Consider the following 21,304-nt stretch of genomic DNA (forward strand, 5'->3'; position numbering starts at 1 on the left):
TGGCCTGGTCCGCAGCCCCTACACCGGGCTGCCGGACCTGCCCGCGCACCGCGAGGGCACACACCCCGCGCACGCCGCGGGACCGAGCCACGGCCGCCCGCCACGAACGGGCCGACCATGACCAGTGGGGAACGAGCATGCTCGCCAAGCGTTTCGTCGCGTCGTTGGTCGGTCTGTCCCTGCTCGCGAGCGCGGCTGCGTGCAGCGACGCCGGCGCCGAGGACCGCCCGCAGCCGCCGAGGACCGGCGGGACCCTCCGCGTCGTCGTCAGCGCCAAACCGGCCCACCTGGACCCGCAGCGCATCGCGACCGCCACCGAGGCCAACGTCAGCCGCCTCACCACGCGGACCCTCACGACGTTCCGCTCCGAGCCCGGCGCGGCCGCCAGCGAGATCGTCGGCGACCTCGCCACCGACGCCGGCCGGCCCAGCGAGGGCAACCGCGTCTGGGACTTCCAGCTCAAGGACGACATCCGCTGGGAGGACGGCTCCCCGATCACCTGCGCCGACGTGAAGTACGGCGTGGAGCGCAGCTTCTCCAGCCTGTACTCGGTCGCCCAGCCGTACGCGAAGACGTACCTCGCGGGCACCGACAACTACGCGGGGCCGTTCGTCGGCGGCAACAACAACGGCAAGGGCCTGCAGTCCGTGCAGTGCGTCGACAACCGCAACATCAAGTTCACGCTGTCCCAGCCCATCGGCGACTTCGGCTACACCGTCGCGATGACCGTGTTCGCGCCGGTCCTCGCCAAGCAGGACACCAAGGCGGAGTACGACAAGAAGCCGTTCTCCTCCGGCCCGTACAAGCTGCAGGAGAACACCGACCAGCAGCTCGTCTACGTGCGCAACCAGTACTGGGACCGCAAGACCGACAGCGTCCGCAAGGCCTACCCGGACAAGATCGTCATCGAGGCGAACGGCGACCTGCCGACCGTCACGTCCAACCTGATCCAGAGCGAGGGTGACTGGGCCGAGACCATCGACCTGGACAAGAACGTCGCGCCGAACTTCGTCCAGCAGGTGGTCAACGACGCCGCCCTGTCCTCCAGGGCCGTTCAGGGCAGCTATGGCGGCATCCGGTACCTGTCGCTCAACACCAAGCGCATGCCGGAGCTGGACTGCCGCCGGGCCCTCGTGTTCGCCTTCAACAAGCGCAAGTTCCGCGCGGCGCTCGGCGGCTCGGTCTTCGGCGACTACGCGAACACGATCATCGCTCCCCAGCTGAAGGCCCACAAGGACTTCGACCTGTACGACAGCACCGCCAACGTCGAGGGCAAGCCCGACGTCGCGACCAAGCTGATGGACGACCAGCGCAACAAGGGCAAGCCGTGCGCCACGACGCTGACCCTGGCGATCCCGGAGCAGAAGGACATCCGGCGCCTGGCCACCACCATGGTCGAGACGTATCAGCAGATCGGCATCCAGATCAAGGTCAACGGCATCGACCCGGAGACGTACTTCGACGTCATCGGCAACCCCGCCAACACCAACGACCTGCTGTGGGCCGGCTGGATCCCCGACTGGGCCAACGGCTCGGCCGTCATCCCGCCGCTCTTCGACGGCCGCCTCATCCCGACGAAGGCGAACGCGACCAACAACCAGAACTACGCCCTCCTCAACGACCCGGAGATCAACAACGACATCACGTCGGCGTTGGAGGAGTCGGTGCCGGAGCGGCAGTACCTCCTCTGGGGCGAGCTGGACGAGAAGATCGCGAGCAGGGCCGTCGCCATCCCGATCATCTACATGAAGGCGCTGCGGATGTCCGGCACGAAGGTCCGGGGCGGCTTCATCCACCCGCAGTTCGGCCAGCCGGACCTGTGTGCCCTGGGGCTCGCGTAACGAACCCGTTCCAGTAAGCTGGCGTCTGTTTTGCAGACTTGACCGCCCATCGAGAGGACGACCGCGCCATGACGGCGTTCGCCTACACCCTGATCGTGCTGCTCCTCATCACGAGCGTGCTGCTGACCATGCTCGTGCTGCTGCACCGCGGCAAGGGCGGTGGCCTGTCGAGCATGTTCGGCGGCGGCGTCTCGTCCAGCCTCGCCGGCTCGTCGGTCGCCGAGAAGAACCTCGACCGCTACACGCTGCTGGTCGGCATCATCTGGTTCGCCTGCATCGTTGGTCTTGGCCTCTGGCTGAAAATTGTCGAAAACGGTGGTGCCTGAGCACGCTCCGGGTCCTAGACTCATGCGCGCGGTCCGTTCGGCGGGCCGCGCGCAGGTGTTTTTCGCCCACACTCCTGCCTCCGCACGACGTCGCACCCCCCGACGAACAGGAGCGAGCAGCCGTGGCAGCTGGTAACGCCATCCGCGGGACCCGAGTCGGTTCCGGTCCCATGCGCTGGGCCGAGCGCGGTGAACAGGCCCCCCGCCGCAGCATCACCTACTGGTGCGCCAACGGGCACATGACCGAGCCCGCCTTCGCCGCCGAGATCACGCCCCCGGCCACCTGGGACTGCCCGCGGTGCGGACTCCCGGCGGGTCAGGACGAGCAGGCCCCGCCGGAGCGCCCGCGCACCGAGCCGTACAAGACCCATTTGGCCTACGTGAAGGAACGCCGCTCCGAAGAGGACGGCGAGGCCATCCTGGCCGAGGCCCTGGCCCGCCTCCGCCAGCGCCGCGGCTGACCCACCCGCCCGGCACCCAGCGGCACCGCCACGGGGTGCCGCAGTCTGCCCTTTCGCGGTGACCGTGTCGCCGTGACCGTCAAGACCGCCGGGGCCACGGCACCGCGCATCCATGGTCCGCTACGCGGCCGGACGGGCGCTCACCCTCCGCCGCACCGCCGAGCAGCGCCGGCGGGTAGAGGCGGCCGGGTGAGCGACGGCAGCGACGTGGCTACGAGCGCAGGAACTGGGCGGCGTCGGTGTCGACGAGCCACAGCGTGCGGTCCCGGCCGTGCACCCGCGCCGCCGGCAGCGACGAGCCGGCCGCGAAGGCGTCCCGCACCGCGTCCGCCTTGCCTGCGCCCGACGCGAGCAGCCAGACCTCGGCGGCCGTGCTGAGGGTCGGCAGGGTCAGCGTGATGCGCACCGGCGGGGGCTTCGGGCTGTCGTGCACGTCCGCCACCGGACGCGGGTCGTCGCCGACCGGGTGGCCGGGGAAGACCGACGCGACGTGCCCGTCCTCGCCCACCCCGAGCAGCACCAGGTCGAACTGCGCCCCGGCGACCTCGCGCTCGTACGCGGCGGCGGCCGCGGCCGGGTCCGCGCCGTCGGCGGCGGGCATCGGGTGCACCCGGCCCGGGTCGACGGGCAGTGCCGCCAGGAAGGCCTCGCGGGCCTGGGTCTCGTTGCGGTCGGGGTCGCCGGACGGCAGGAAGCGCTCGTCGCCCCACCAGAAGTCGACCCGTGACCAGTCGACGGCGTCGCGGGCCGAGCTGGCGTGGACCGCGGCGTAGATCTGCGCGGCGATGCGCCCGCCGGTGAGGACGAGCGACGCGACGCCCCGCTCCGCCTGCGCGTCCGTGAGCCGGACGATCAGGCGGGCGGCGGTCGCCTCGGCGAGCAGTTTCGGGTCACCGTGCACGACGACGGTCATGAAGAGACGGTCTCCAGCGTGGACGAGGAGGCTTCCGGGCGCTCGGCGAGCGCCGGGTCCTTCCAGATGTGCACCCGCGGCGCGACCCGCTCCTCCAGGCTGCGCTTGCCGGTGGCCGCGGCCAGGGCCGCCGCGTAGGGCTGGTCCGGGTCGAGGCGCCGCAGCTCCTCGGCGAGCTCCTCGCCGAGGGGGCGGCGGCTCAGCGGCAGGATCCGGTCGGGCTGCCCGGTGCGCTGCAGGGTGGCGCTGCCGGCGTTCAGGTCGCGGTTGAGGCTCATGGTGCTGCCGTCGGCGAGCTCCAGGTGCACCGCTTCCATGATCTTGCCGGAGCCGCTGCGGCGGGTCGGGTGCACGCCGAGCCGGGCCTCGAGCCAGCCGCCGAGCAGCGGGCCGGTCGGGTCGGTGTCGGGGGCCACGATCTCGACGGCCTTGACGCCGACGGTGGTGGCGTCGAACGCGCCCGCGAGGAGCGTGCGCCACGGGGTGATCCGTGACCAGGCCAGGTCGGTGTCGCCGGGCACGTAGTCGTCGGCGCGGGTGCGCAGGTTGCCGACGGGGTCCGCGGCCTGGGAGCTGTCGGTGATGCGGCGGTCCGCGACGACGCCGAGCGGGTCGTAGGCGATCCGCTCCGGCGGCGTGCACTGCCACCACGTCACCACCGGCACGTCCGGGGCGAGCAGCGGCATGACGACCGACTCGGCGTGCAGGGCGAGCCGGCCCTGCATGCGCATGACGACGGCCTCGCACGGCCCGAGGCGGCCGCCGACGACGATCTCCGCGTCGAGGCGGGACCGCTGCTGGGTGACGTCGGCGCGCACGATGATGAGCAGCCGGCACGGGTGCGCGGACGCGGCGATCGTCGCGGCCGCCTCCGCCTCCCGGACCTGCCGCTCGTCGACGACGGCGACGAGCGTGAGGGCGAGGCCGCTGGTCAGCCCGCCGGCGCTGCGACGCTCGTTGGCGAGGGCCTTGACGACCTCGATACCGGTGGTGTCCCAAAGTCCGATCATGACGGATATCCCCCCACTAGGCCCGGCGCCAGGCGCGGCCCTCGCGGGCCAGCATCTCGTCAGCTGCTCGCGGACCCCATTCGCCCGCGCGGTACGGCTCGGGCGTCGAGCCCGCCCACGCCTCCTCAAGGGGGTCGATCACGTTCCAGCTCGCCTCGACCTCGGCCGAGTCGGGGAACAGGGTCTTGTCGCCGACGAGGACGTCGAGGATGAGCCGCTCGTACGCCTCGGGGCTGGCGTCGGTGAACGCTTCGCCGTACTGGAAGTCCATCGCGATGTCGCGGACCTCCATCGTCGTGCCGGGCACCTTCGAGCCGAACTTCAGCATCACGCCCTCGTCGGGCTGGACGCGGATGACCAGCTGGTTGTGACCCAGCATCTCCACGTCCGTCTGGTGGAACGGCAGGTGCGGCGCCTTCTTGAACGAGATGGCGAGCTCCGTGACCCGGCGCGGCATGCGCTTGCCGGCGCGGACGTAGAACGGCACCCCGGCCCAGCGGCGGTTCTGGACGCCGAGGCGGATCGCCACGTACGTCTCCGTCTTCGACTCCGCGGGGACGTCCTTCTCCTCCAGGTAGCCGGCGACGCGCTCGCCCGCGACCCAGCCGGTCAGGTACTGCCCGCGGACCGTGTTGGTGAACACGTCGGTCGGCACGGTGATCGCGTTGAGCACCTTGAGCTTCTCGGTGCGGATCGCGGTCGCGTCGAACGCGGTCGGCTCCTCCATCGCGACCAGCGCGAGCAGCTGCATCAGGTGGTTCTGCACGACGTCGCGGGCGGTGCCGACGGTGTCGTAGAAGCCGGCGCGGGTGCCGATGCCGACGTCCTCGGCCATCGTGATCTGCACCGAGTCGACGTAGTTGGAGTTCCACACCGGCTCGAACAGGTTGTTCGCGAAGCGCAGCGCCAGGATGTTCTGGACCGTCTCCTTGCCCAGGTAGTGGTCGATGCGGAACACGTCCTGCGCGGTGAACGCGTCGTCGACGAGGTCGTTGAGCTGCCGCGCGGAGGTGAGGTCGTAGCCGAACGGCTTCTCGACGACGACGCGGCGCCAGCCGCCGGACTTCGCGTTGTCCGACATGCCGGTGCGCTCGAGCTGCTTGAGCACGACCGGGAACGCCGACGGCGGGATCGACAGGTAGAACGCCGCGTTGCCCGGGATGCCGCCCTCGTCGTGCAGGTCGTCGAGGGTCTGCGCGAGATGGTCGAACGCGGCGTCGTCCTCGAACGACCCGGGCACGAACTTGATGTTGCCGGCGAGGCGCGACCACACCTCCTCCCGCCACGTGGTGCGCGCGCCGTTCTGCGCGGCCTTGCGGGCGAGGTCCTCGAAGTCGCCGTCGCCCCAGTCGCGCCGGGCGAAGCCGAGCACCGCGAAGCTCGGCGGCAGCAGTCCCCGGTTGGCCAGGTCGTAGACCGCCGGGATGAGTTTCTTGCGGGCTAGGTCACCGGTGACGCCGAAGATGACCAGCGCGCACGGCTCGGGAATCCGAGGCAGTCGCCGGTCCTGCGGGTCCCGCAAGGGATTGGTCATCACACTCACCCTCCGAGGGCGGCCAACAATTGGTCGATACCGGAATTCCGGTCGGTCAGGTGCAGTCGTAGCAACGGCCGGCCCTGGTCGATCAGGACCTGCCGATCGTCGGCGGCCTCGGCGGCCTGCAGCTCGCCGAACGTATACGGGCGTCCGGGAACGCCGAGGTCCCCGAAGACCGCGCCGGTGATCTGGATCGCGGAGGATTCAGGTGTACCGCCGGCGCCTCCGACACCCGTAACGGCCTGGACCGGTCCACCGCCCCAGGCGAAGCTCACGGCCCGGTCGACCCGCCCGGCAAGCCCGGTCCGCACCTCGAGGGCAGCGGCGTCGGCGGTCCGGTCGAGGTGCGCCCGGACGACGAGCGCGCCACCGGGCGGGACCGCCCGCGCGAACTCGTCGATCGCCCCGATGAGCGTCGTGGCCGTGACGGCCCCGTGCACCTCGACGGCTCCGTCGACGAACGCGGGCGCCTGCGGCGGCAACCCGGTGTCGAGGACCCGCAGCACGCCTTCCTGCGACGACGGGTCGCCCTGTCCCGCGCCGCCGGCCGGGAAACCGGCGGATCCGAAGCCTGCGGTGGCGCCGGCGGGTTCGGCGGCGGTCTGCCCGGGGCCGATGAGACCGGCGATGGTGAGTGCCTGCTCCCAGGCGAGCAGCTGCGCGCCGAGCGGCCCGTTGACGGCGAGGTCGGGCGCGATGCCGCCACCGGGCATGATCCCCGCGACGAGCGATCCGCCGGTGGTCACGCTGAGCACGTCGGGACCCTCGTGTCCCCAGCTGCCCGGCGTCTCCAGCACGACCGGCACGGCCCGGGACCCGGCCGTGGTGAGCAGGGCCGCGACCCATTCGCCGATCCCGACGATCCCGCTGCCGTCGGGCGCCAGCGCGATCTTGTCCCGCCCGGCGGCCACGGCGGCGGCGAGCGCCGCACCGAGCGCGACGGCAGGATGCTCGAACCGGGACACGGGCCCGGCGGCGGAGGACACAGGAGCGGGAGCGGGCGCCCGGAGGCCGGTGGGGGCGGAGCTCTGGGACGGCAGCGAGAAGCCGGCCGCCGGCGTGTGCCGCGGCGGAGCGGCCAGGGCGAACGCCTGCTCCACGAGGTCGTTGATGTCCGCTCCGGCGAGCCCGGCCGGCACCAGCGAATAGGCCGACAACGGCACGGGCTGCGCGAGGAACAGCTGCGCGCCCATCTCCAGCGCCGTCGTCGCCAGGGGTGAGCCGGGCCGGGTGACGAAGACGAAGCGGCGCCCGAGGTCGTGGATCCCGTGGTCCTCGAACGCCTGCAGGAACGCCCGGCGATGGCTGTCGACGGCCAGGGGCACCGACGTCGGCGACGAGGAGGTCAGCACGACCACGGTGCGCCGCAGCCGGTCGGCGACGGCGGCCGCGACACTGTGCGGGTCGGTGCCGTCCAGGACGGTCAGCGGCACGCCGAGCGTGCGGGCGATCGCGTCGGCGGCACGGGCCGGGGCGCCGTCGCCGACGAGCACGACCCGGTCGAGCCCGAGGGCCCGCAGCTCCGTGCGGAGCATCGTGACCCTCGGCACCACGTCGTAGTCAGGAGACCAGTCCGGGGGACCGGAAGGGGGACTGACAGGGGAACTGGAAGGGGTGCGGGTGGAGATCGCACCGGCGACGGCCGCGGCGCCGAACACCGTGAGCCCGGCCGCCGCGGTGACGTCGTCGAGAAGATCAGGCACCCGCACCCTCCACAGATGACCAGCAGGACTTCAGCCTACTGAAGACGCGAGGCCTACTTGGCGGCTTCGAGGGCCGACCGGACGGTCTCGATCATCTCGTTGCCGCTGACGCTGAACTTCTCGACGCCTTCGCGCTCCAGGACCTGCACGACGTCGTCGTAGTCGATGCCGGCCGCGGCGAGGGCGTCCATGACCTGCTGCGCCTCCGCGTAGGAGCCGGTGATCGCGTCGAGGCGGACCTCGCCGTGGTCGGCGAACGCGTGGATGACCGCCTCGGGCATCGTGTTGACGGTGCCGGGGGCGACAAGCTCCTCGACGTAGATCACGTCACGGTACTCGGGGTTCTTCGTCGAGGTGGACGCCCACAGCGGCCGCTGCGGATGCGCGCCCGCGTCGGCGAGGGCCTGCCAGCGCTCGGAGGAGAACAGCTCCTCGTACTTCTTGTACGCGAGTTTGGCGTTGGCGATCGCGGCCTTGCCCTTGAGCGCCTTCGACTCCTCGGTGCCGATCTTGTCGAGGCGCTTGTCGTACTCGGTGTCGACGCGCGACACGAAGAACGACGCGACCGACCCGATCTTCGACAGGTCGTGGCCGTTGGCCTTCGCCTGCTCCAGGCCGGCGAAGTACGCGTTCATGACGGACTCGTAGCGCTCCAGGGAGAAGATCAGGGTCACGTTGACGCTGATGCCCTCGGCGAGCACGGCGGTGATCGCCGGCAGGCCTTCCTTGGTCGCGGGGATCTTGATGAACAGGTTGTCGCGGTCCACCAGCCACCACAGCGCCTTCGCCTCGGCGACGGTGCGTGCGGTGTCGGCGGCGAGACCCGGGTCGACCTCGATGGAGACCCGGCCGTCGATGCCCTTGCTGGCGTCGGCGGCGGGTTTCATGACGTCACAGGCCCAGCGCACGTCATAGGTCATGAGCGCGCGCATCGCCTCGTTGACCTGCGCGTCGCGCAGGGCGAGGTCCTTGACCGCGCCGGCGTAGTCCTCGGCGGAGGTCAGCGCCTTGGCGAAAATGGTGGGGTTGGTGGTGACGCCCACGACATGCTGCTCACGGCGCAGCTTGTCGAGGCCGCCACCGCTCAGCCGTGAGCGGGAGAGGTCGTCGAGCCAGACCGCCACACCCGCGGCGGAGAGCTCGGCCAGCCGATCGGAACTCATCGCAATGCTCCTCAGGGGATAGAGACTCAGTTGCCGGTGGTGGTGCCGGTGATCTCGCCGACCTTGGCGAGCGAGGCGTGCGCGGCCGCGACGACCGTGTCGGGGGTGAAGCCGAACTGCTCGAACAGCACCGTGTGGGGGGCGCTCGCGCCGTAGTGCTCGATGCTGACGGCCACGCCGTGGTCGCCGAGGATGTGCTGCCACGACATGGCGATGCCGGCCTCGACGGTGACCCGCGCCTTGACGCCGGTCGGGAGGACCTGCTGGCGGTAGGCCAGGTCCTGCTCCATGAACCACTCCTGGCAGGGCATCGACACGACGCGGGTCGGGGTGCCCTCCTCCTCGAGCCTCTTCTGCGCGGCGACCGCGAGCTGCACCTCGGAGCCGGTGGCCACGATGATGACCCGCGGCTGGCCGTCGGAGGCGTCCTTGAGGACGTACCCGCCCTTGGCGGTGCCCTCCGCGGGGGCGTACTCGGTGCGGTCGAGGGTCGGCAGGTTCTGCCGGCTCAGCGCCAGGGCGACCGGGTGGTCGGTGACCTCCAGGGCGCGGCGCCAGGCCCACGCGGTCTCGTTGGCGTCGGCGGGGCGGACCACGGACAGGCCGGGGATCGCGCGCAGCGCCGTGAGGTGCTCGACCGGCTGGTGCGTCGGGCCGTCCTCGCCGAGACCGATCGAGTCGTGCGTCCACACGTAGACGACCGGCAGCTTCATGAGGGCCGCGAGACGCACCGCGGGCCGCATGTAGTCGGAGAAGACGAGGAACGTGCCGCCGTAGGGCCGGGTCGGGCCGTGCAGCTTGATGCCGTTGAGGATGGCGCCCATGCCGTGCTCACGGATGCCGAAGTGCAGGGTGCGCCCGTACTCGTTGCCGGGGAACGCCTTCGTGGCGAACTCGGCCGGCAGGAACGAGGGCTCGCCCTCCATCGTGGTGTTGTTGCTCTCGGCGAGGTCGGCGGAGCCGCCCCACAGCTCGGGCAGCACCGGGGCCAGCGCGCCGAGGACGTCGCCGGACGCCTTGCGGGTCGCGATGCCCTTCTCGCTCGCGGGGAACTCCGGCAGCGCCTTGGCCCAGCCCTCGGGCAGGCGGCCGGCGAGGAGGCGGTCGAGCAGCGTGGCGCGGTCACCGGCGCCGGCGCGCCACGCCTCGAACTCCTTGTCCCACCGGGCGTGCAGCTCGCGGCCGCGCTCGATGGCGCCGCGGGCGTGCGCGAGGACCTCGTCGGACACCTCGAACGTCAGCGTCGGGTCGAAGCCCAGGATTTGCTTGGTGGCGGTGACCTCGTCGGCGCCGAGCGCCGAGCCGTGGATCTTGCCGGTGTTCTGCTTCTTCGGGGCGGGCCAGCCGATGATCGTGCGCAGCGCGATGAACGACGGGCGGCTCGTCTCGGCCTTCGCGGCCTCGAGCGCGACCCACAGCGCCTCGACGTCCTCGGTGTAGACGCCGTCGCCGGCGTCGTGCCCGGCGCGCCAGTCGACCGTCTGCACGTGGAAGCCATACGCCTCGTAGCGGGCGGCGACGTCCTCGCTCTTGGCGACCTTGGTGTCGTCCTCGATCGAGATCTCGTTGTCGTCGTAGATGACGACGAGGTTGCCGAGCTTCTGGTGGCCGGCGATCGCGCTGGCCTCGTGGCTGATGCCCTCTTCGATGTCGCCGTCGGAGCACAGCACGTAGACGTGGTGGTCGAACAGGCTCTCGCCGGTCGCCGGCTCGGGGTCGAAGAGACCGCGCTCGCGGCGGGCCGCCATCGCCATGCCGACGGCGTTGCCGAGGCCCTGGCCGAGCGGGCCGGTGGTGGTCTCCACACCGGCGGTGTGCCCGTGCTCGGGGTGGCCGGGGGTCAATGAGCCCCACTGCCGCAGCGACCTGAGGTCGTCGAGGCTCAGGCCGTAGCCCGAGAGGTACAGCTGGATGTACAGGGTCAGGCTCGAGTGTCCACAGGAGAGCACGAAGCGGTCGCGGCCGAGCCAGTTGGGGTCGGTCGGGTCGTGCTTCATGACCTTCTGGAACAGCAGGTATGCCGCGGGCGCCAGGCTCATCGCCGTGCCGGGGTGGCCGTTGCCGGACTTCTCGACGGCGTCCATGGCGAGGACCCGCACCGTGTCGACCGCCCGCCGGTCGACGTCGGACCAGGAAAGCTCGGGACCCTTGACCTCTTCAGCGCTCACGGCTGTGCTGCTCCTGTCGAACGAGGGATAGCAAGGCTGTTCAGATCGACCCTACCCACGAACGGGTAGGCCCACGCGCAGTCGACCGTGTTTCGGACATCGGCGACGCTGCCTGCGGTAACGGTAGTCGATGCCCGCCGCGCGTCCGACCGCCGCGCGACTGCGACGATGTGTGCCCCCGATGGTAAACCTGTATCGATTCAGCCCTGCGCGAAACTTTTGCAGATGTGGTACGCGCGGCGCCCCGGACGAAGGTGCGCGCCGATGTGACGGGGCAGGTGGTGGGGTCCCGGTCTGGCCTGCGTTGATCCTGTTCTAGGATGCGAGAGCCCGCCGGTCTCGGCGGGACCCTCGGTGCCACCGTGCCCCTCCCGTGCCGTCACCCGGCCGGGCCTCTGCGGCAGGCGGACCCCAGGTGCGGCCGATGCCGGAAGGTGGCTCTCCAGACGTGACGCAGCTCGTCGACGGTGCGGCGGTCCCCCAGAGCGCGGCGACGGATGTTTCCCGGCCGGTCCGCCCCACGACCGCGGCCGCGCTCGCCAGGGCGCAGCGGGAGCAGGCGGCAGGCCGCCGCGCCGGTTTCGGCGCCGTCGTCAAGGCCTATGTCTCACTGACCAAGCCCCGGATCGTCGAGCTGCTGCTCATCACGACGGTCCCCGCGATGCTCCTCGCCGACCGCGGCGTGCCCTCGCTGTGGCTGATGGCCGTGGTGCTCGTCGGCGGCTCGCTCGCGGCCGGTGCCGCCAACGCGCTCAACTGCTACATCGACCGTGACATCGACCCGCTGATGAAGCGGACGTCGCGCCGTCCCCTCGCCACGCACAGCATCACGCCGCGGGCCGTGCTCGTCTTCGGGCTGACCCTGGCGGCGCTGTCCACGGTGCTGATGGCCGTCTTCACCAACCTTCTCGCCACGCTGCTGACCGTCGGCGCGATCGCCTACTACGACCTCGTCTACACGCTGTGGCTGAAGCGCACCACGCCGCAGAACACGGTGTGGGGCGGCGCGTGCGGCGCGGCGCCCGTGCTGATCGGCTGGGCCGCGGTCACCGGCTCGCTCGCCTGGCCGGCATGGGTCATGTTCGCCGTCGTGTTCCTGTGGCAGCCGCCGCACTTCTACGCCCTGGCGATCAAGTTCAAGGACGACTACGCCCGCGCCGGCATCCCGATGCTGCCCGTCGTGGCGAGCATGCGCCGGGTCGGCCTGGAGACCGTCGTCTACAGCTGGCTGACGGTCGCCGCGTCGATCGCGCTGTGGCCGTTCGGCATGACCCCCGTCTACGGGGTCGTCGCCGTCGTCGTGGGCGCGTTGCTGCTGCTGGAGGCCCACCGGCTGGACGGCCGGGCGCGCCGGGGCGAGCCGCTCAAGCCGATGCGGCTGTTCCACTGGTCGGTCACGTACCTGACGCTGCTGTGCGTGGCGGTCGGAGTAGACGTCTTCATCCAGTGATTTCGTTGCTCCCCGCGGCGCTTTTTGTTGCCCGGGACACGGCAGTCAATTGTCGAGCTAAGCCCGAACTTGCCCCGGAAACGCCCGAATTTTTGGCACACCGCGCGGCGCTCTACGTCACGTGATGCATGTCTCTCGTTCAGTCGCGGAATCGGGCACCTGAATATCCGCTTTTAGCTGGCTCTGTCGGGGCAAAACGAACGTGCGATGAACGAAACCTGTCAGTAACTACGATCACATCAGTACCGCAGTTCACTCACAAGTGGCGGGCGACCCCTTTAGTGTGGCCGTCATGGCAGATGGTTCCGATACGACGATGACCCTGAGCCGCCCGGTGCCGGGCAGCCTGATCTCCGGCATCAAGTCCTTCGCGGACGACCACGGCGGCGCCAAGGCAGTCATCGAGTACGTCGGCCGGCGCGGTGCTCGCATCGTGCTCGTCGGGGAGGACGGCGTCTGGGGCGACCAGATGGCTGAGGGCACCGACATCGCGCGTTCCGCCTGCGCGCAGGCCGGAGTCAAGATCGAGAATGCTTGGGAGCGCGAGCTGCTCGAGCAGATGCGGCCCAGCAACGACCTCTGGCGCTCCATGGGGCGGCGTGTCCTTTCCCGCTAGGGTCGCCTATCTTCGCTGAGTGATCATCGAACAGTCATATTCCGCGACCCGGGCCGGTGCCCGGGTCGCTCTCGTTACCTGCGCCGAGCTGCCCGACCTCGACGCGGACGACCAGAGCCTCATCCCGGCGCTCGCCGCCATCGGGATCACCGGCGTCCCCGCCGTCTGGGACGACGCCGCCGTCGACTGGCAAGCGTTCGACCTCGCCGTCGTGCGCAACACCTGGGACTACCCCAGACGCCGCGCGGAGTTCACCGCCTGGGCCGGCACCGTGCCCCACCTCGCCAACGCGCCCGAGGTCATCGCCTGGAACACCGACAAGCGCTACCTGCGCGAGCTCGCCGAGGCGGGCATCCCGATCGTCCCCACCGCCTGGATCGACCCGGGCGACCCGGTCGAGCTGCAGGACAGCGGCGAGATCGTGGTCAAGCCGGCCGTGAGCGTCGGCAGCGTCGACACCGGCCGCTACCGTCTGCCCGAGCAGGCGGACCTCGCCGCCGGGCACGTCCGGCGCCTGCAGGAGGCCGGCCGCACGGTCATGGTCCAGCCGTACCTCGCCGACGTCGACACCGCGGGGGAGACCGCCCTGCTGTTCGTCGCCGGACAGTTCAGCCACGCGATCCGCAAAGGCCCGATCCTCACCGGACCCGATGAGGGCGTCGACACGCTGTACCAGGAGGAATCCATCACACCGAGAACACCGTCGCCGGCCGAGCACGCCCTCGCCGAACGGGTCCTGACGGCGCTGCCGTTCGACCGGTCCGGCCTGCTCTACGCCCGCGTCGACCTGCTGCCGACCCCGTCCGGCGACCCGGTGGTCATCGAGGTCGAGCTCACCGAGCCGTCGCTGTTCCTGACCACCGCAGGCGGCGCCGCCGACCGGCTCGCCCGCGCCATCGCCGGCCGCCTCCCGGCGGGCCGCCCGTGAACATCTTCGAGGCGGTCCTCCTCGGCTTCGTCGAGGGTCTGACCGAGTTCCTGCCGATCTCCAGCACCGGCCACCTCACCATCCTGGAGAAACTCCTCGGCTACTCGATCGACGACCCGGACATCACCGCGTTCACGGCGATCATCCAGACCGGCGCCGTCCTCGCGACCGCGATCTACCTGCGCCGCGACATCGCCCGGATCGTCCCGGCGTTCTTCCGGGGGCTGTTCGACAAGTCCCGGCGCGACAACGCCGACTACCGCTTCGGCTGGTCGGTGATCCTCGGCTCGATCCCCGTCGCGGTCATCGGCCTGCTCTTCAAGGACCAGATCGAGACCACGCTGCGCAGCCTCTGGTTCGTCGGCGGCGCCCTCATCGCGTTCTCCGGCGTCATGTGGTTCGCCGACCGCGCCGCCACCCAGCAGCGCCACGAGGCCGACGTGACGTGGAAGGACACGCTCATCATCGGCACCGCCCAGGCCCTCGCCCTCATCCCCGGCGTCTCCCGCTCCGGCGCGACGATGTCGGCGGGCCTGCTGCGCGACTTCGACCGGGTCACCGTCACCCGGCTGTCGTTCTTCCTGTCCATCCCGGCGCTGCTCGCGGCCGGCGCCCTGCAGATCGCCGACGAGCACGACAACATCGCCACCGGCGTCGGCTGGCCCGCGACGATCACCGCCACCCTCGTCAGCGGCATCGTCGGCTACCTGGCCGTCGCGTGGCTGCTGAAATTCGTGGCGCGGCACACCTACACGGTCTTCATCGTCTACCGGGTCGCCCTCGGCACCCTCCTGCTCGTCCTCGTCGGCACGGGCACGATCGAAGCGACCTAAGCTCCCGCTCCGGGCCGCCGATGTACCGGACGTGAAACGGCGGCTCGGCACGGCGCTCGTCCTGGCCTCGGCACTGCTCTGCGGTGTCGCCGGCTGCAGCGTCCTGCCCGGCCTCGGCGGTGCCGGCAACGGCTCCACGAAGCAGCAGAAGGGCAAGGTGCTCGACCTGCCGCAGAAGACGGTCTACTCGAAGGGCGACGCCGTCAACCCGTCCGCCGGCATGACCACCGGCGCCCCGGTCCGCGGCCCCCTCGCGTCGATCTCGCCGCTGCCCAAGGTCAGCCGCAGCTACCCCACCCCGAGCTTGAGCCCCACCGACTGCACCGGCGTCGTGCGCCAGGGCGTCATCAACGGCGTCGACGTCGTCCCCGGCACCGCCTCCGCCACGGTCAGCTGGTGGAACGTCGGCGACCCCTCCATCGTGGAGTACAGGCTGACCGCGATGTCGCAGGAACTGCTCATCGGGCCGCAGCCGGGCTGGACGTGGCAGTCTGTCCCGCCCGGCAAGGGCTGCACGCGGGTCACGGCGACGGTCACCGGCCTGATCTCGCAGACCCCGTACGTCTTCGTCGTGCACGCGGTGCTGAAGAAGTACGAGACGCTGCCGCCCACGGAGCCCGAGATCGCCCGCTCCGAGACCGTGCGGATGCTGTGACGTTATCGTGGGGCGGTGCCCGACGCCCTCCGGCCGGCGCGACCGTCCGCCGTCGCCGGCGACAGCGCGCCGCTGCTCACCCACTACGACCCGGCCGGCCGGCGCACCGCGCTGACCGCGGCGCAGCTCGGCGGCCTGGCCGCGCGGACCGCCGGCCTGCTGCACGACTGCGGCCTCGGCTCCGGCAGCCGCGCCGCGGCCCTGCTCCCACCGCACTGGCGCACCGCCGGCGCACTGCTCGGCGCGTGGTCGCTCGGCGTCACGGTGTCGTTCCAACTGGCCGCGACCGCGGGCCTGCCCGACGCCGGCCCGGACGCGGGCGTGCCGTTCGACGTGGTGTTCGTGGCCCGCGAGCGGCTCGGCTCGTGGCTGGAGGACATCCCGGAGGCCCCGCACCGGTTCGTGTTCGGCGCGGGCACCGGCGACCCCCGCGACGTCATCGGCTACCGCGACTTCGAGACGGCCGTCGCCCCCTATCCGGCGGACGTCCCCGCGCCCGCCCTGGTCCGGACAGGCGCGGCGGCGAGCGGCGACGGCACCACGTATGGGCAGTGGGGCGGCATCGCCCGCGAGATCGCCGGCATGCAGGACCTGCGCGCCGGCGACCGGGTCGTCATCGACGCCGCCGAGCACGAGCACCCGGTGAAGTGGCTCCTCGCCCCGCTGTCGGTGGGCGCCTCGATCATCCTGTGCTCCGGCCCGGCCGGCCTCGACGAGATCGCCGCGGCCGAGCACGCCACCAGGATCTTCGGCAGGACGTAGCACCTCGGAAGCGGCCCGGCGCCGGCGTCGGTCAGGTGGGTTCCGGCCGGGACGCGTCGAAGGCCAGGACGACGGCGGGGGCGCGCTCCGAACCGGGCTCCGTCAGAGGCCTTTCGCGTGCGCCTGGAGTGCGCGGTCCACCAGTACACCGGCGGCATCCAGGGACTCGTCGGCCGCTCCTGACGCGGCGGTGGCGCGGGCCAGGTTGGCACGCATCACGTCGGGGTGCACGAGCAGCCGCTCCAGGGCCGCGCGCAGCCACGACGCGGCCGAGCCGGTGCAGACGAGCAGCTCGCGCAGGGGCCGCCACTCCGCGTGCCAGGCGCCGGCGGCGCGTTCGTGTTCGTGGGCCATCGCGGCGAGGAGGCTGGCGACGAGCCCCGGCGCGGAGGCGGCGCTGCCGAGGGCGCAGACGGCGGCGACGGGTCCGCGCGTGTGCGGCATCGCCGGCGAGCCGCCCGTGGTGGCGTCGGAGGCCTCGTCGACCTCGTCCTGAGCCAGCAGGATCAGGTCCCGGGCGATCTTCGCGACGACCCCGGCGGCGGAGCCGAGCGCCCCGGCGAGGTCGGCGACGCGGGTGCGCTCCGTGTGCCAGGGCAGGACCGGCTCGGCGAGGCCGAGGAGGGTGGCAAGACCCTCGACGACGTCGGGGCCGTCCTCGCCGAACGGGGCGAGGGTCCCCGCGGTGCCGCCGAACTGCACCGCGAGGCGCTCCCGCCGCACCTGCTCCAGGCGCCGGCGGGCTGCGTCGAGGCCACCGAGCCAGCCGGCGGCCTTCAGCCCGAACGTGGTCGGCGCCGCCTGGCGCAGCAGCGTGCGGCCGATCATGCGGGTGTCGCGGTGCTCGCGGGCCAGCCGGGCGGCCTGCTCGGCGCATCCGGCGAGGTCGCCGAGCAGCGGCCGCAGCGCCTGCGACGCGACCAGCATCCCGGCGGTGTCGAGGATGTCCTGGCTGGTGGCGCCGAGGTGCGCGGACGGCCCGGCGTCCCCGGCGAGGGCGCGCAGCGTCTCCACGAGCGGCACGACGGGGTTGCCGCTGGCGGCGGCGCGGGCGCCGAGGTCGGCGGCGGCGAAGCGCTCGGGCCTGGCGCAGCCGGCGATCGTGTCGGCGTGCGCCTGCGGGATCAGCCCGCTGAACGCCTGCACCTGCGCGAGCGCCGCCTCGACCTGCAGCATCGCGGTCAGCCACGCGTCGTCGCCGACGGCGGCGGCGACCTCACCGCGGGCCAGGACGCCGTCGAACAGGCTGGAAGCGCTGGGGTTCATGGCCGCCTCCGGTCACTGGTCTGGTGTCGACTCTATCGGCGCGGCCTGCGGTGATGTCGTCGTTTGCGGGAGCGCGCGGGGTGGCGGGCGCTTCGCGGGCCGGCGGCGGGGCGCCCGCCGGCCCCGGCGCGACGGCCGGGTTCCACCCGGTCGCGGCGCGGGTCTGTGCGACGGCAGGGTTCCACCTGGTCGCGGCGCGGGTTCGTGCGACGGCCGGTTCCACCCGGTCGCGGCGCGCGTCCGTGCGACGGTGACGCCTGGGTGCGGGTGGGTCAGCCGCAGTGCGCACGTCTCCGGGTCGGGGGCGAGAATCCCCAGGCCGGTCCGGTAGGCGTCGATGTCGCGGTCGTGGTAGCCCTGCGCGAACGACGGCCGGGCGCCCCCGGGCACCGACACCGGCGACGGGCTGTCTGCTGGCTGTCGCCCGGCGTCCTCACCGGCGACCCGCCGCGGGGCCCAGGCTCGCCGAGCGGGTCCCGGCGGGACCGTGCACGTCAACGACCAGACCGTCAACGCCGAGGCGGTCGCACCGTTCGGCGGGGTCCGCGACCCGCGCAACGGGTCGCGGGCGGGGGCGGATCGAACGCGGACGCCTGCACCGGCCTGCGCTGGAACACGGTCCGCGGCACGATCGCCCCCTACCCTTTCCGGGGCTCGCTCACAGGAAGTCGGTGAAGCCGGGGCGGAAGCGGTCGTCCGGGGCGCCGATCGTGGTGAACACCAGCCCGCCGCGCGGCTCGACCCCGGGAAGGTGCTCGGTCATACGCTGCTGTTCAACGACACAAGACAATGCCTCTTGCAGGTCTGATTCGAGCTGATGGATCGCTTCCTCAAGGTTCTCATCCTTGCGTGACCAGTCGATATCGGCCTCGCGGAGCTGCTGTCCGGCCAGCTTGGCGATCACGTCGGGGTCGTTGACCGCGACCTCCAGGCGGCAGTAGATCTGCATGATGAGCGGTTCCGGTTGACCCATTGTAGAAGAGTTGCACACGAAAGAACCGCGACCAAAGAAGGTGCAGATGAATTTACAGCCCGGCAATAGACGCGGCTAAGGTGTCGTTCCTCTGAAGCTGCGGGCCCGGGGCCGGGCGGCCCGCGTGAACGTTGTGTGCGGGTGTGGTGCAGGCGGCCCCGATCCGGGAGGCGGTGCGGCAGGGTCGGCCGTGTGCCCGCGACCCTCCCCACGCATCCCCTGGCCGTCCTGCCGCTGAAGCTGTGGCGGCCGCGCTGGTTCGACGGCGTCGCCCTCGCGGTCGGCGCCACCGCACCCGACATCGCCTACGCGGCCGGTGACGCCGTGGTCATCCGCAGCCACACGGTCGCCGCCGCGTTCTGGTGGGGGCTGCCGGTCACGGTGCTCACCGCGTGGCTGATCCGGCTCGGCGCGCCCATGGTCGCCGCGCACCTGCCGGGGGCGCTGCGCGAATACGGCGCGCTGCGGAAGGTCCGGCACCGATGGTGGGTGACGGCCACGTCGGCGCTGCTCGGCGACGCCAGTCACCTGCTGTGGGACCTCGTCACCCATCCCGGCGCGATCGGCTCGTGGCGCCTGGTCCGTGACGTCAGCGACTACGCCGCGCTGCTGCTGTTGCCGCTCTTCATGGTGTACGTGGGACGCCGCCACCTCATCCGCGAATGGCACGGGGCGGCACCGGTGGTCCAGTGCCGTCCGCTGCTGTTCTGGTCCGTCGCCGTCGAGGTGTTCGCGGCGGGTGCGTTCGTCACCGCCGGGTTGAGCTACGGCGGCCCGCACGTGTTCGTCGTGCGGCTCATCGTATCGGCGATGATCGCTCTGCTGATGGCCTGTCTGGCACTACACTGCGTGCGTGCTCCTGGAGACAGACCGGTTGTCGCTGCGGCGGTTCCACGCGGGTGACGCCGCCGCCCTCGCCGCCTACCGTTCGGATCCGGACGTGGCCCGGTATCAGTCGTGGGACGCGCCCTATCCGCTCGGCGACGCGCTCGCGTTCGTCACCGAGACCGCGCGCCTGGACCCTGAGCGGGAGGGCTGGTTCCAGTACGCGGTGGAGGGCCGCGACACCGGGCTGCTCCTCGGCGACGTCGGCGTCAACCGCGGCGACGGCGGCCGGCAGGCGGAGATCGGCTTCACGTTCGCGCCCGCCTTCCAGGGCCAGGGCTATGCGACCGAGGCCGTCGGGCGGGTCGTGCGGCACCTGCTCGTCGAGGAGGGCCTGCACCGGGTCCACGCGTCGCTCGACGCGCGCAACGAGCGCTCCGCCCGGCTGCTGGAGCGGCTCGGCTTCCGCCGCGAGGGCCTGCTCGTGCGCGCCAGCTACTGGAAGGGCGAGTGGACCGACGACCTGCTCTACGCGGTGCTCGCGTCGGAGTGGGCGTCGTAGGTCTCCCGTTCGAGGGCCGTGCCCGCGTCCGGGCTTCGTCTGTCAGGGCGGTGCCCGCGTCCCGGTGGCGTCGCAGGTCTTCCGCCCGGCCGACGGCCGAGTCGCCCGCTCTACGTGGGTGCCTGGGGCGCGGCCGCCGCTTTCCGGCCCTCGCCGGGCGACCGGCCCGCGCTTACGCGGTGCCCGCGTCCGGGTGGCGTCGCAGTCTTCCGCCCGGCCGGCGCCCGCTCTACGCGGTGCCCGGGGCGCGGCCGCTGCTTCCCGGCCCTCGCCGGGCGGCCGGCCCGCGCTTACGCGGTGCTCGCGTCCGAGTGGGCGTCGTGGACCTCCGGCGCGGGCTCCGCTTCCGGCTCCCGGCGGGGTGACACGGCCAGCAGCAGGCCCAGGGTCGCCGTCCACACCAGGCAGGCGCCGAGCATGTGCAGCAGCACGACCGGCCAGGGGAGGCCGGTGAAGTACTGCACGAAGCCCACCACGCCCTGCCCGAGCTCGACCAGCAGCAGCAGCCCGGCGGCGCGGGTCACCCGCAGCGGCGCGCCCAGCGCGCGCAGGCCCAGCCACAGTGCCAGGGTCAGCCCGACGAGCACGAACACGGCGTCGCCGTGCAGCTGGGAGACCGTCTCCGGGTCGAAGCCGGTCCGGGCCGCCTTCGTGTCGCCGGAGTGCGGGCCGCTGCCCGTGACGACCGTGCCCAGCACGAGCACCGCCGCCGACACCGCCGTGACCACGATCCCGGCCGTGCGGATCGCCCGCGGCGCGGTCCAGCGCGGCGGCACGTCGCGGGTGCGGTGCCAGAACACGTACGCCAGGGCGATCAGCACCATCGAGGCGAGGAAGTGCGCCATCACCGTCCACGGGTTGAGCGCCATCCGGACCGTGATCCCGCCGAGCACGCCCTGGAACGCGATGCCGGCCATCATCCACACGGCGGCCGGCAGGAGCCCGGCGACGCGCCGGCGCTGCCGCCACGCGGCGAGCAGCGCGACGACCGCGAAGAGGCCGAGCACGAACGTCAGCGTCCGGTTGCCGAACTCGATGATCCCGTGATGCCCCATCTCCTGGGTCGTCACGTAGGACTCCTCGGTGCACCGCGGCCACGTCGGGCAGCCCAGGCCCGACCCGGTCAGCCGGACGAGCCCACCGGTGCACACGATCCCGACGTTGGCGACCAGCGACGCGAGAGCCGCCCGGCGCAGCACCACGGGCCGATCGAGCAGCGATGACAGCTTCCCAAGCACCCGGCAGATACTACGCGCGGCTACATATGGCACCGGCGCCGGGTTTAGTAAGGAGAGGCTTACCTTTCGTGCGT

General features: G+C 71.9%; 19 protein-coding genes and 1 pseudogene. 11 read left to right on the forward strand and 9 right to left on the reverse strand.

Annotated elements, in window-relative coordinates; translation table 11 throughout:
• Positions 1 to 137 precede the first annotated feature (137 nt).
• The 3 genes from ABZS58_RS33010 (at position 138) to ABZS58_RS33020 (ending at position 2,628) form a co-directional block, all read left to right on the forward strand.
• Complete coding sequence (locus ABZS58_RS33010; RefSeq protein ID WP_354787161.1) at positions 138 to 1,841, forward strand: ABC transporter substrate-binding protein; 1,704 nt, start codon at positions 138 to 140, stop codon at positions 1,839 to 1,841.
• A gap of 68 nt (positions 1,842 to 1,909) precedes the next feature.
• Positions 1,910 to 2,167, forward strand: a complete 258-nt coding sequence (secG, locus tag ABZS58_RS33015; RefSeq protein WP_033359745.1) for a preprotein translocase subunit SecG — start codon at positions 1,910 to 1,912, stop codon at positions 2,165 to 2,167.
• Between the two features lie 122 nt (positions 2,168 to 2,289).
• Positions 2,290 to 2,628, forward strand: a complete 339-nt coding sequence (locus tag ABZS58_RS33020) for an RNA polymerase-binding protein RbpA (protein WP_354787162.1) — start codon at positions 2,290 to 2,292, stop codon at positions 2,626 to 2,628.
• A 211-nt stretch (positions 2,629 to 2,839) separates the two neighbouring features.
• Here the strand turns inward: ABZS58_RS33020 and pgl are convergent, their stop codons facing one another.
• The 6 genes from pgl to tkt are packed head-to-tail and all read right to left on the reverse strand — an operon-like array spanning position 2,840 to position 11,122.
• Positions 2,840 to 3,541 (reverse strand): 6-phosphogluconolactonase, encoded by a 702-nt coding sequence (gene pgl / locus ABZS58_RS33025; RefSeq protein WP_354787163.1) that lies wholly within the window; start codon positions 3,539 to 3,541, stop codon positions 2,840 to 2,842.
• The gene (locus ABZS58_RS33030) at positions 3,538 to 4,551 is read right to left on the reverse strand and encodes a glucose-6-phosphate dehydrogenase assembly protein OpcA (RefSeq protein WP_354787164.1); all 1,014 of its coding nucleotides are present in this window, start codon (positions 4,549 to 4,551) and stop codon (positions 3,538 to 3,540) included. Before ABZS58_RS33030 ends, pgl begins: the two co-directional genes overlap by 4 nt.
• A 16-nt stretch (positions 4,552 to 4,567) precedes the next feature.
• On the reverse strand, positions 4,568 to 6,085 hold the full coding sequence (zwf, locus tag ABZS58_RS33035; protein WP_354787165.1) for a glucose-6-phosphate dehydrogenase: 1,518 nt from the start codon (positions 6,083 to 6,085) through the stop codon (positions 4,568 to 4,570).
• A 5-nt stretch (positions 6,086 to 6,090) separates the two neighbouring features.
• Positions 6,091 to 7,791 carry a glucose-6-phosphate isomerase gene (locus tag ABZS58_RS33040; protein WP_354787166.1) on the reverse strand — a complete coding sequence of 567 codons (1,701 nt, stop codon included), beginning with the start codon at positions 7,789 to 7,791 and terminating at the stop codon, positions 6,091 to 6,093.
• Positions 7,792 to 7,844: 53 nt separating this feature from the next.
• Complete coding sequence (gene tal, locus ABZS58_RS33045) at positions 7,845 to 8,954, reverse strand: transaldolase (RefSeq protein ID WP_354787167.1); 1,110 nt, start codon at positions 8,952 to 8,954, stop codon at positions 7,845 to 7,847.
• A 26-nt stretch (positions 8,955 to 8,980) separates the two neighbouring features.
• Entirely contained in the window at positions 8,981 to 11,122 is a 2,142-nt protein-coding gene (gene tkt / locus ABZS58_RS33050; RefSeq protein WP_354787168.1) for a transketolase, read from the reverse strand.
• A 559-nt stretch (positions 11,123 to 11,681) separates the two neighbouring features.
• On the opposite strand from tkt, the pseudogene ABZS58_RS33055 reads away from it, so the two are divergent.
• The 6 genes and pseudogenes from ABZS58_RS33055 to ABZS58_RS33080 all read left to right on the forward strand — a co-directional run.
• A pseudogene (locus tag ABZS58_RS33055) lies at positions 11,682 to 12,572 on the forward strand (heme o synthase); the annotation flags it as partial.
• Positions 12,573 to 12,864: 292 nt separating this feature from the next.
• Positions 12,865 to 13,188, forward strand: a complete 324-nt coding sequence (locus tag ABZS58_RS33060) for a hypothetical protein (RefSeq protein WP_344502999.1) — start codon at positions 12,865 to 12,867, stop codon at positions 13,186 to 13,188.
• Positions 13,189 to 13,213: 25 nt separating this feature from the next.
• Entirely contained in the window at positions 13,214 to 14,116 is a 903-nt protein-coding gene (locus tag ABZS58_RS33065) for a hypothetical protein (protein WP_354787225.1), read from the forward strand.
• Positions 14,113 to 14,949, forward strand: coding sequence for an undecaprenyl-diphosphate phosphatase (locus ABZS58_RS33070; RefSeq protein WP_354787169.1), 837 nt, complete (start codon positions 14,113 to 14,115; stop codon positions 14,947 to 14,949). The genes ABZS58_RS33065 and ABZS58_RS33070 overlap by 4 nt, the downstream gene beginning before the upstream one ends.
• Positions 14,950 to 14,980: 31 nt before the next feature.
• The gene (locus ABZS58_RS33075) at positions 14,981 to 15,604 is read left to right on the forward strand and encodes a hypothetical protein (RefSeq protein ID WP_354787170.1); all 624 of its coding nucleotides are present in this window, start codon (positions 14,981 to 14,983) and stop codon (positions 15,602 to 15,604) included.
• Positions 15,605 to 15,619: 15 nt separating this feature from the next.
• On the forward strand, positions 15,620 to 16,366 hold the full coding sequence (locus tag ABZS58_RS33080; RefSeq protein ID WP_354787171.1) for a TIGR03089 family protein: 747 nt from the start codon (positions 15,620 to 15,622) through the stop codon (positions 16,364 to 16,366).
• Positions 16,367 to 16,468: 102 nt separating this feature from the next.
• On the opposite strand, the gene ABZS58_RS33085 is transcribed toward ABZS58_RS33080, so the two are convergent.
• Together ABZS58_RS33085 and ABZS58_RS33090 are read right to left on the reverse strand one after the other, a co-directional pair.
• Positions 16,469 to 17,632, reverse strand: a complete 1,164-nt coding sequence (locus tag ABZS58_RS33085; protein ID WP_354787172.1) for a lyase family protein — start codon at positions 17,630 to 17,632, stop codon at positions 16,469 to 16,471.
• Between the two features lie 658 nt (positions 17,633 to 18,290).
• Positions 18,291 to 18,605: a hypothetical protein gene (locus ABZS58_RS33090; protein WP_354787173.1), complete on the reverse strand. Its 315-nt coding sequence runs from the start codon at positions 18,603 to 18,605 to the stop codon at positions 18,291 to 18,293.
• 192 nt (positions 18,606 to 18,797) lie between these two features.
• On the opposite strand from ABZS58_RS33090, the gene ABZS58_RS33095 reads away from it, so the two are divergent.
• Positions 18,798 to 19,508 carry a DUF4184 family protein gene (locus ABZS58_RS33095; RefSeq protein WP_354787174.1) on the forward strand — a complete coding sequence of 237 codons (711 nt, stop codon included), beginning with the start codon at positions 18,798 to 18,800 and terminating at the stop codon, positions 19,506 to 19,508.
• On the forward strand, positions 19,459 to 19,992 hold the full coding sequence (locus ABZS58_RS33100) for a GNAT family protein (protein WP_354787175.1): 534 nt from the start codon (positions 19,459 to 19,461) through the stop codon (positions 19,990 to 19,992). Before ABZS58_RS33095 ends, ABZS58_RS33100 begins: the two co-directional genes overlap by 50 nt.
• Positions 19,993 to 20,282: 290 nt before the next feature.
• Here the strand turns inward: ABZS58_RS33100 and ABZS58_RS33105 are convergent, their stop codons facing one another.
• A complete protein-coding gene (locus tag ABZS58_RS33105; RefSeq protein ID WP_354787176.1) occupies positions 20,283 to 21,230 on the reverse strand; it encodes a COX15/CtaA family protein in 948 nt (315 codons plus the stop codon).
• Positions 21,231 to 21,304: the final 74 nt, after the last annotated feature.

The sequence above is a fragment of the Dactylosporangium sp. NPDC005555 genome, assembly GCF_040605635.1.
Lineage (GTDB): Bacteria > Actinomycetota > Actinomycetes > Mycobacteriales > Micromonosporaceae > Dactylosporangium.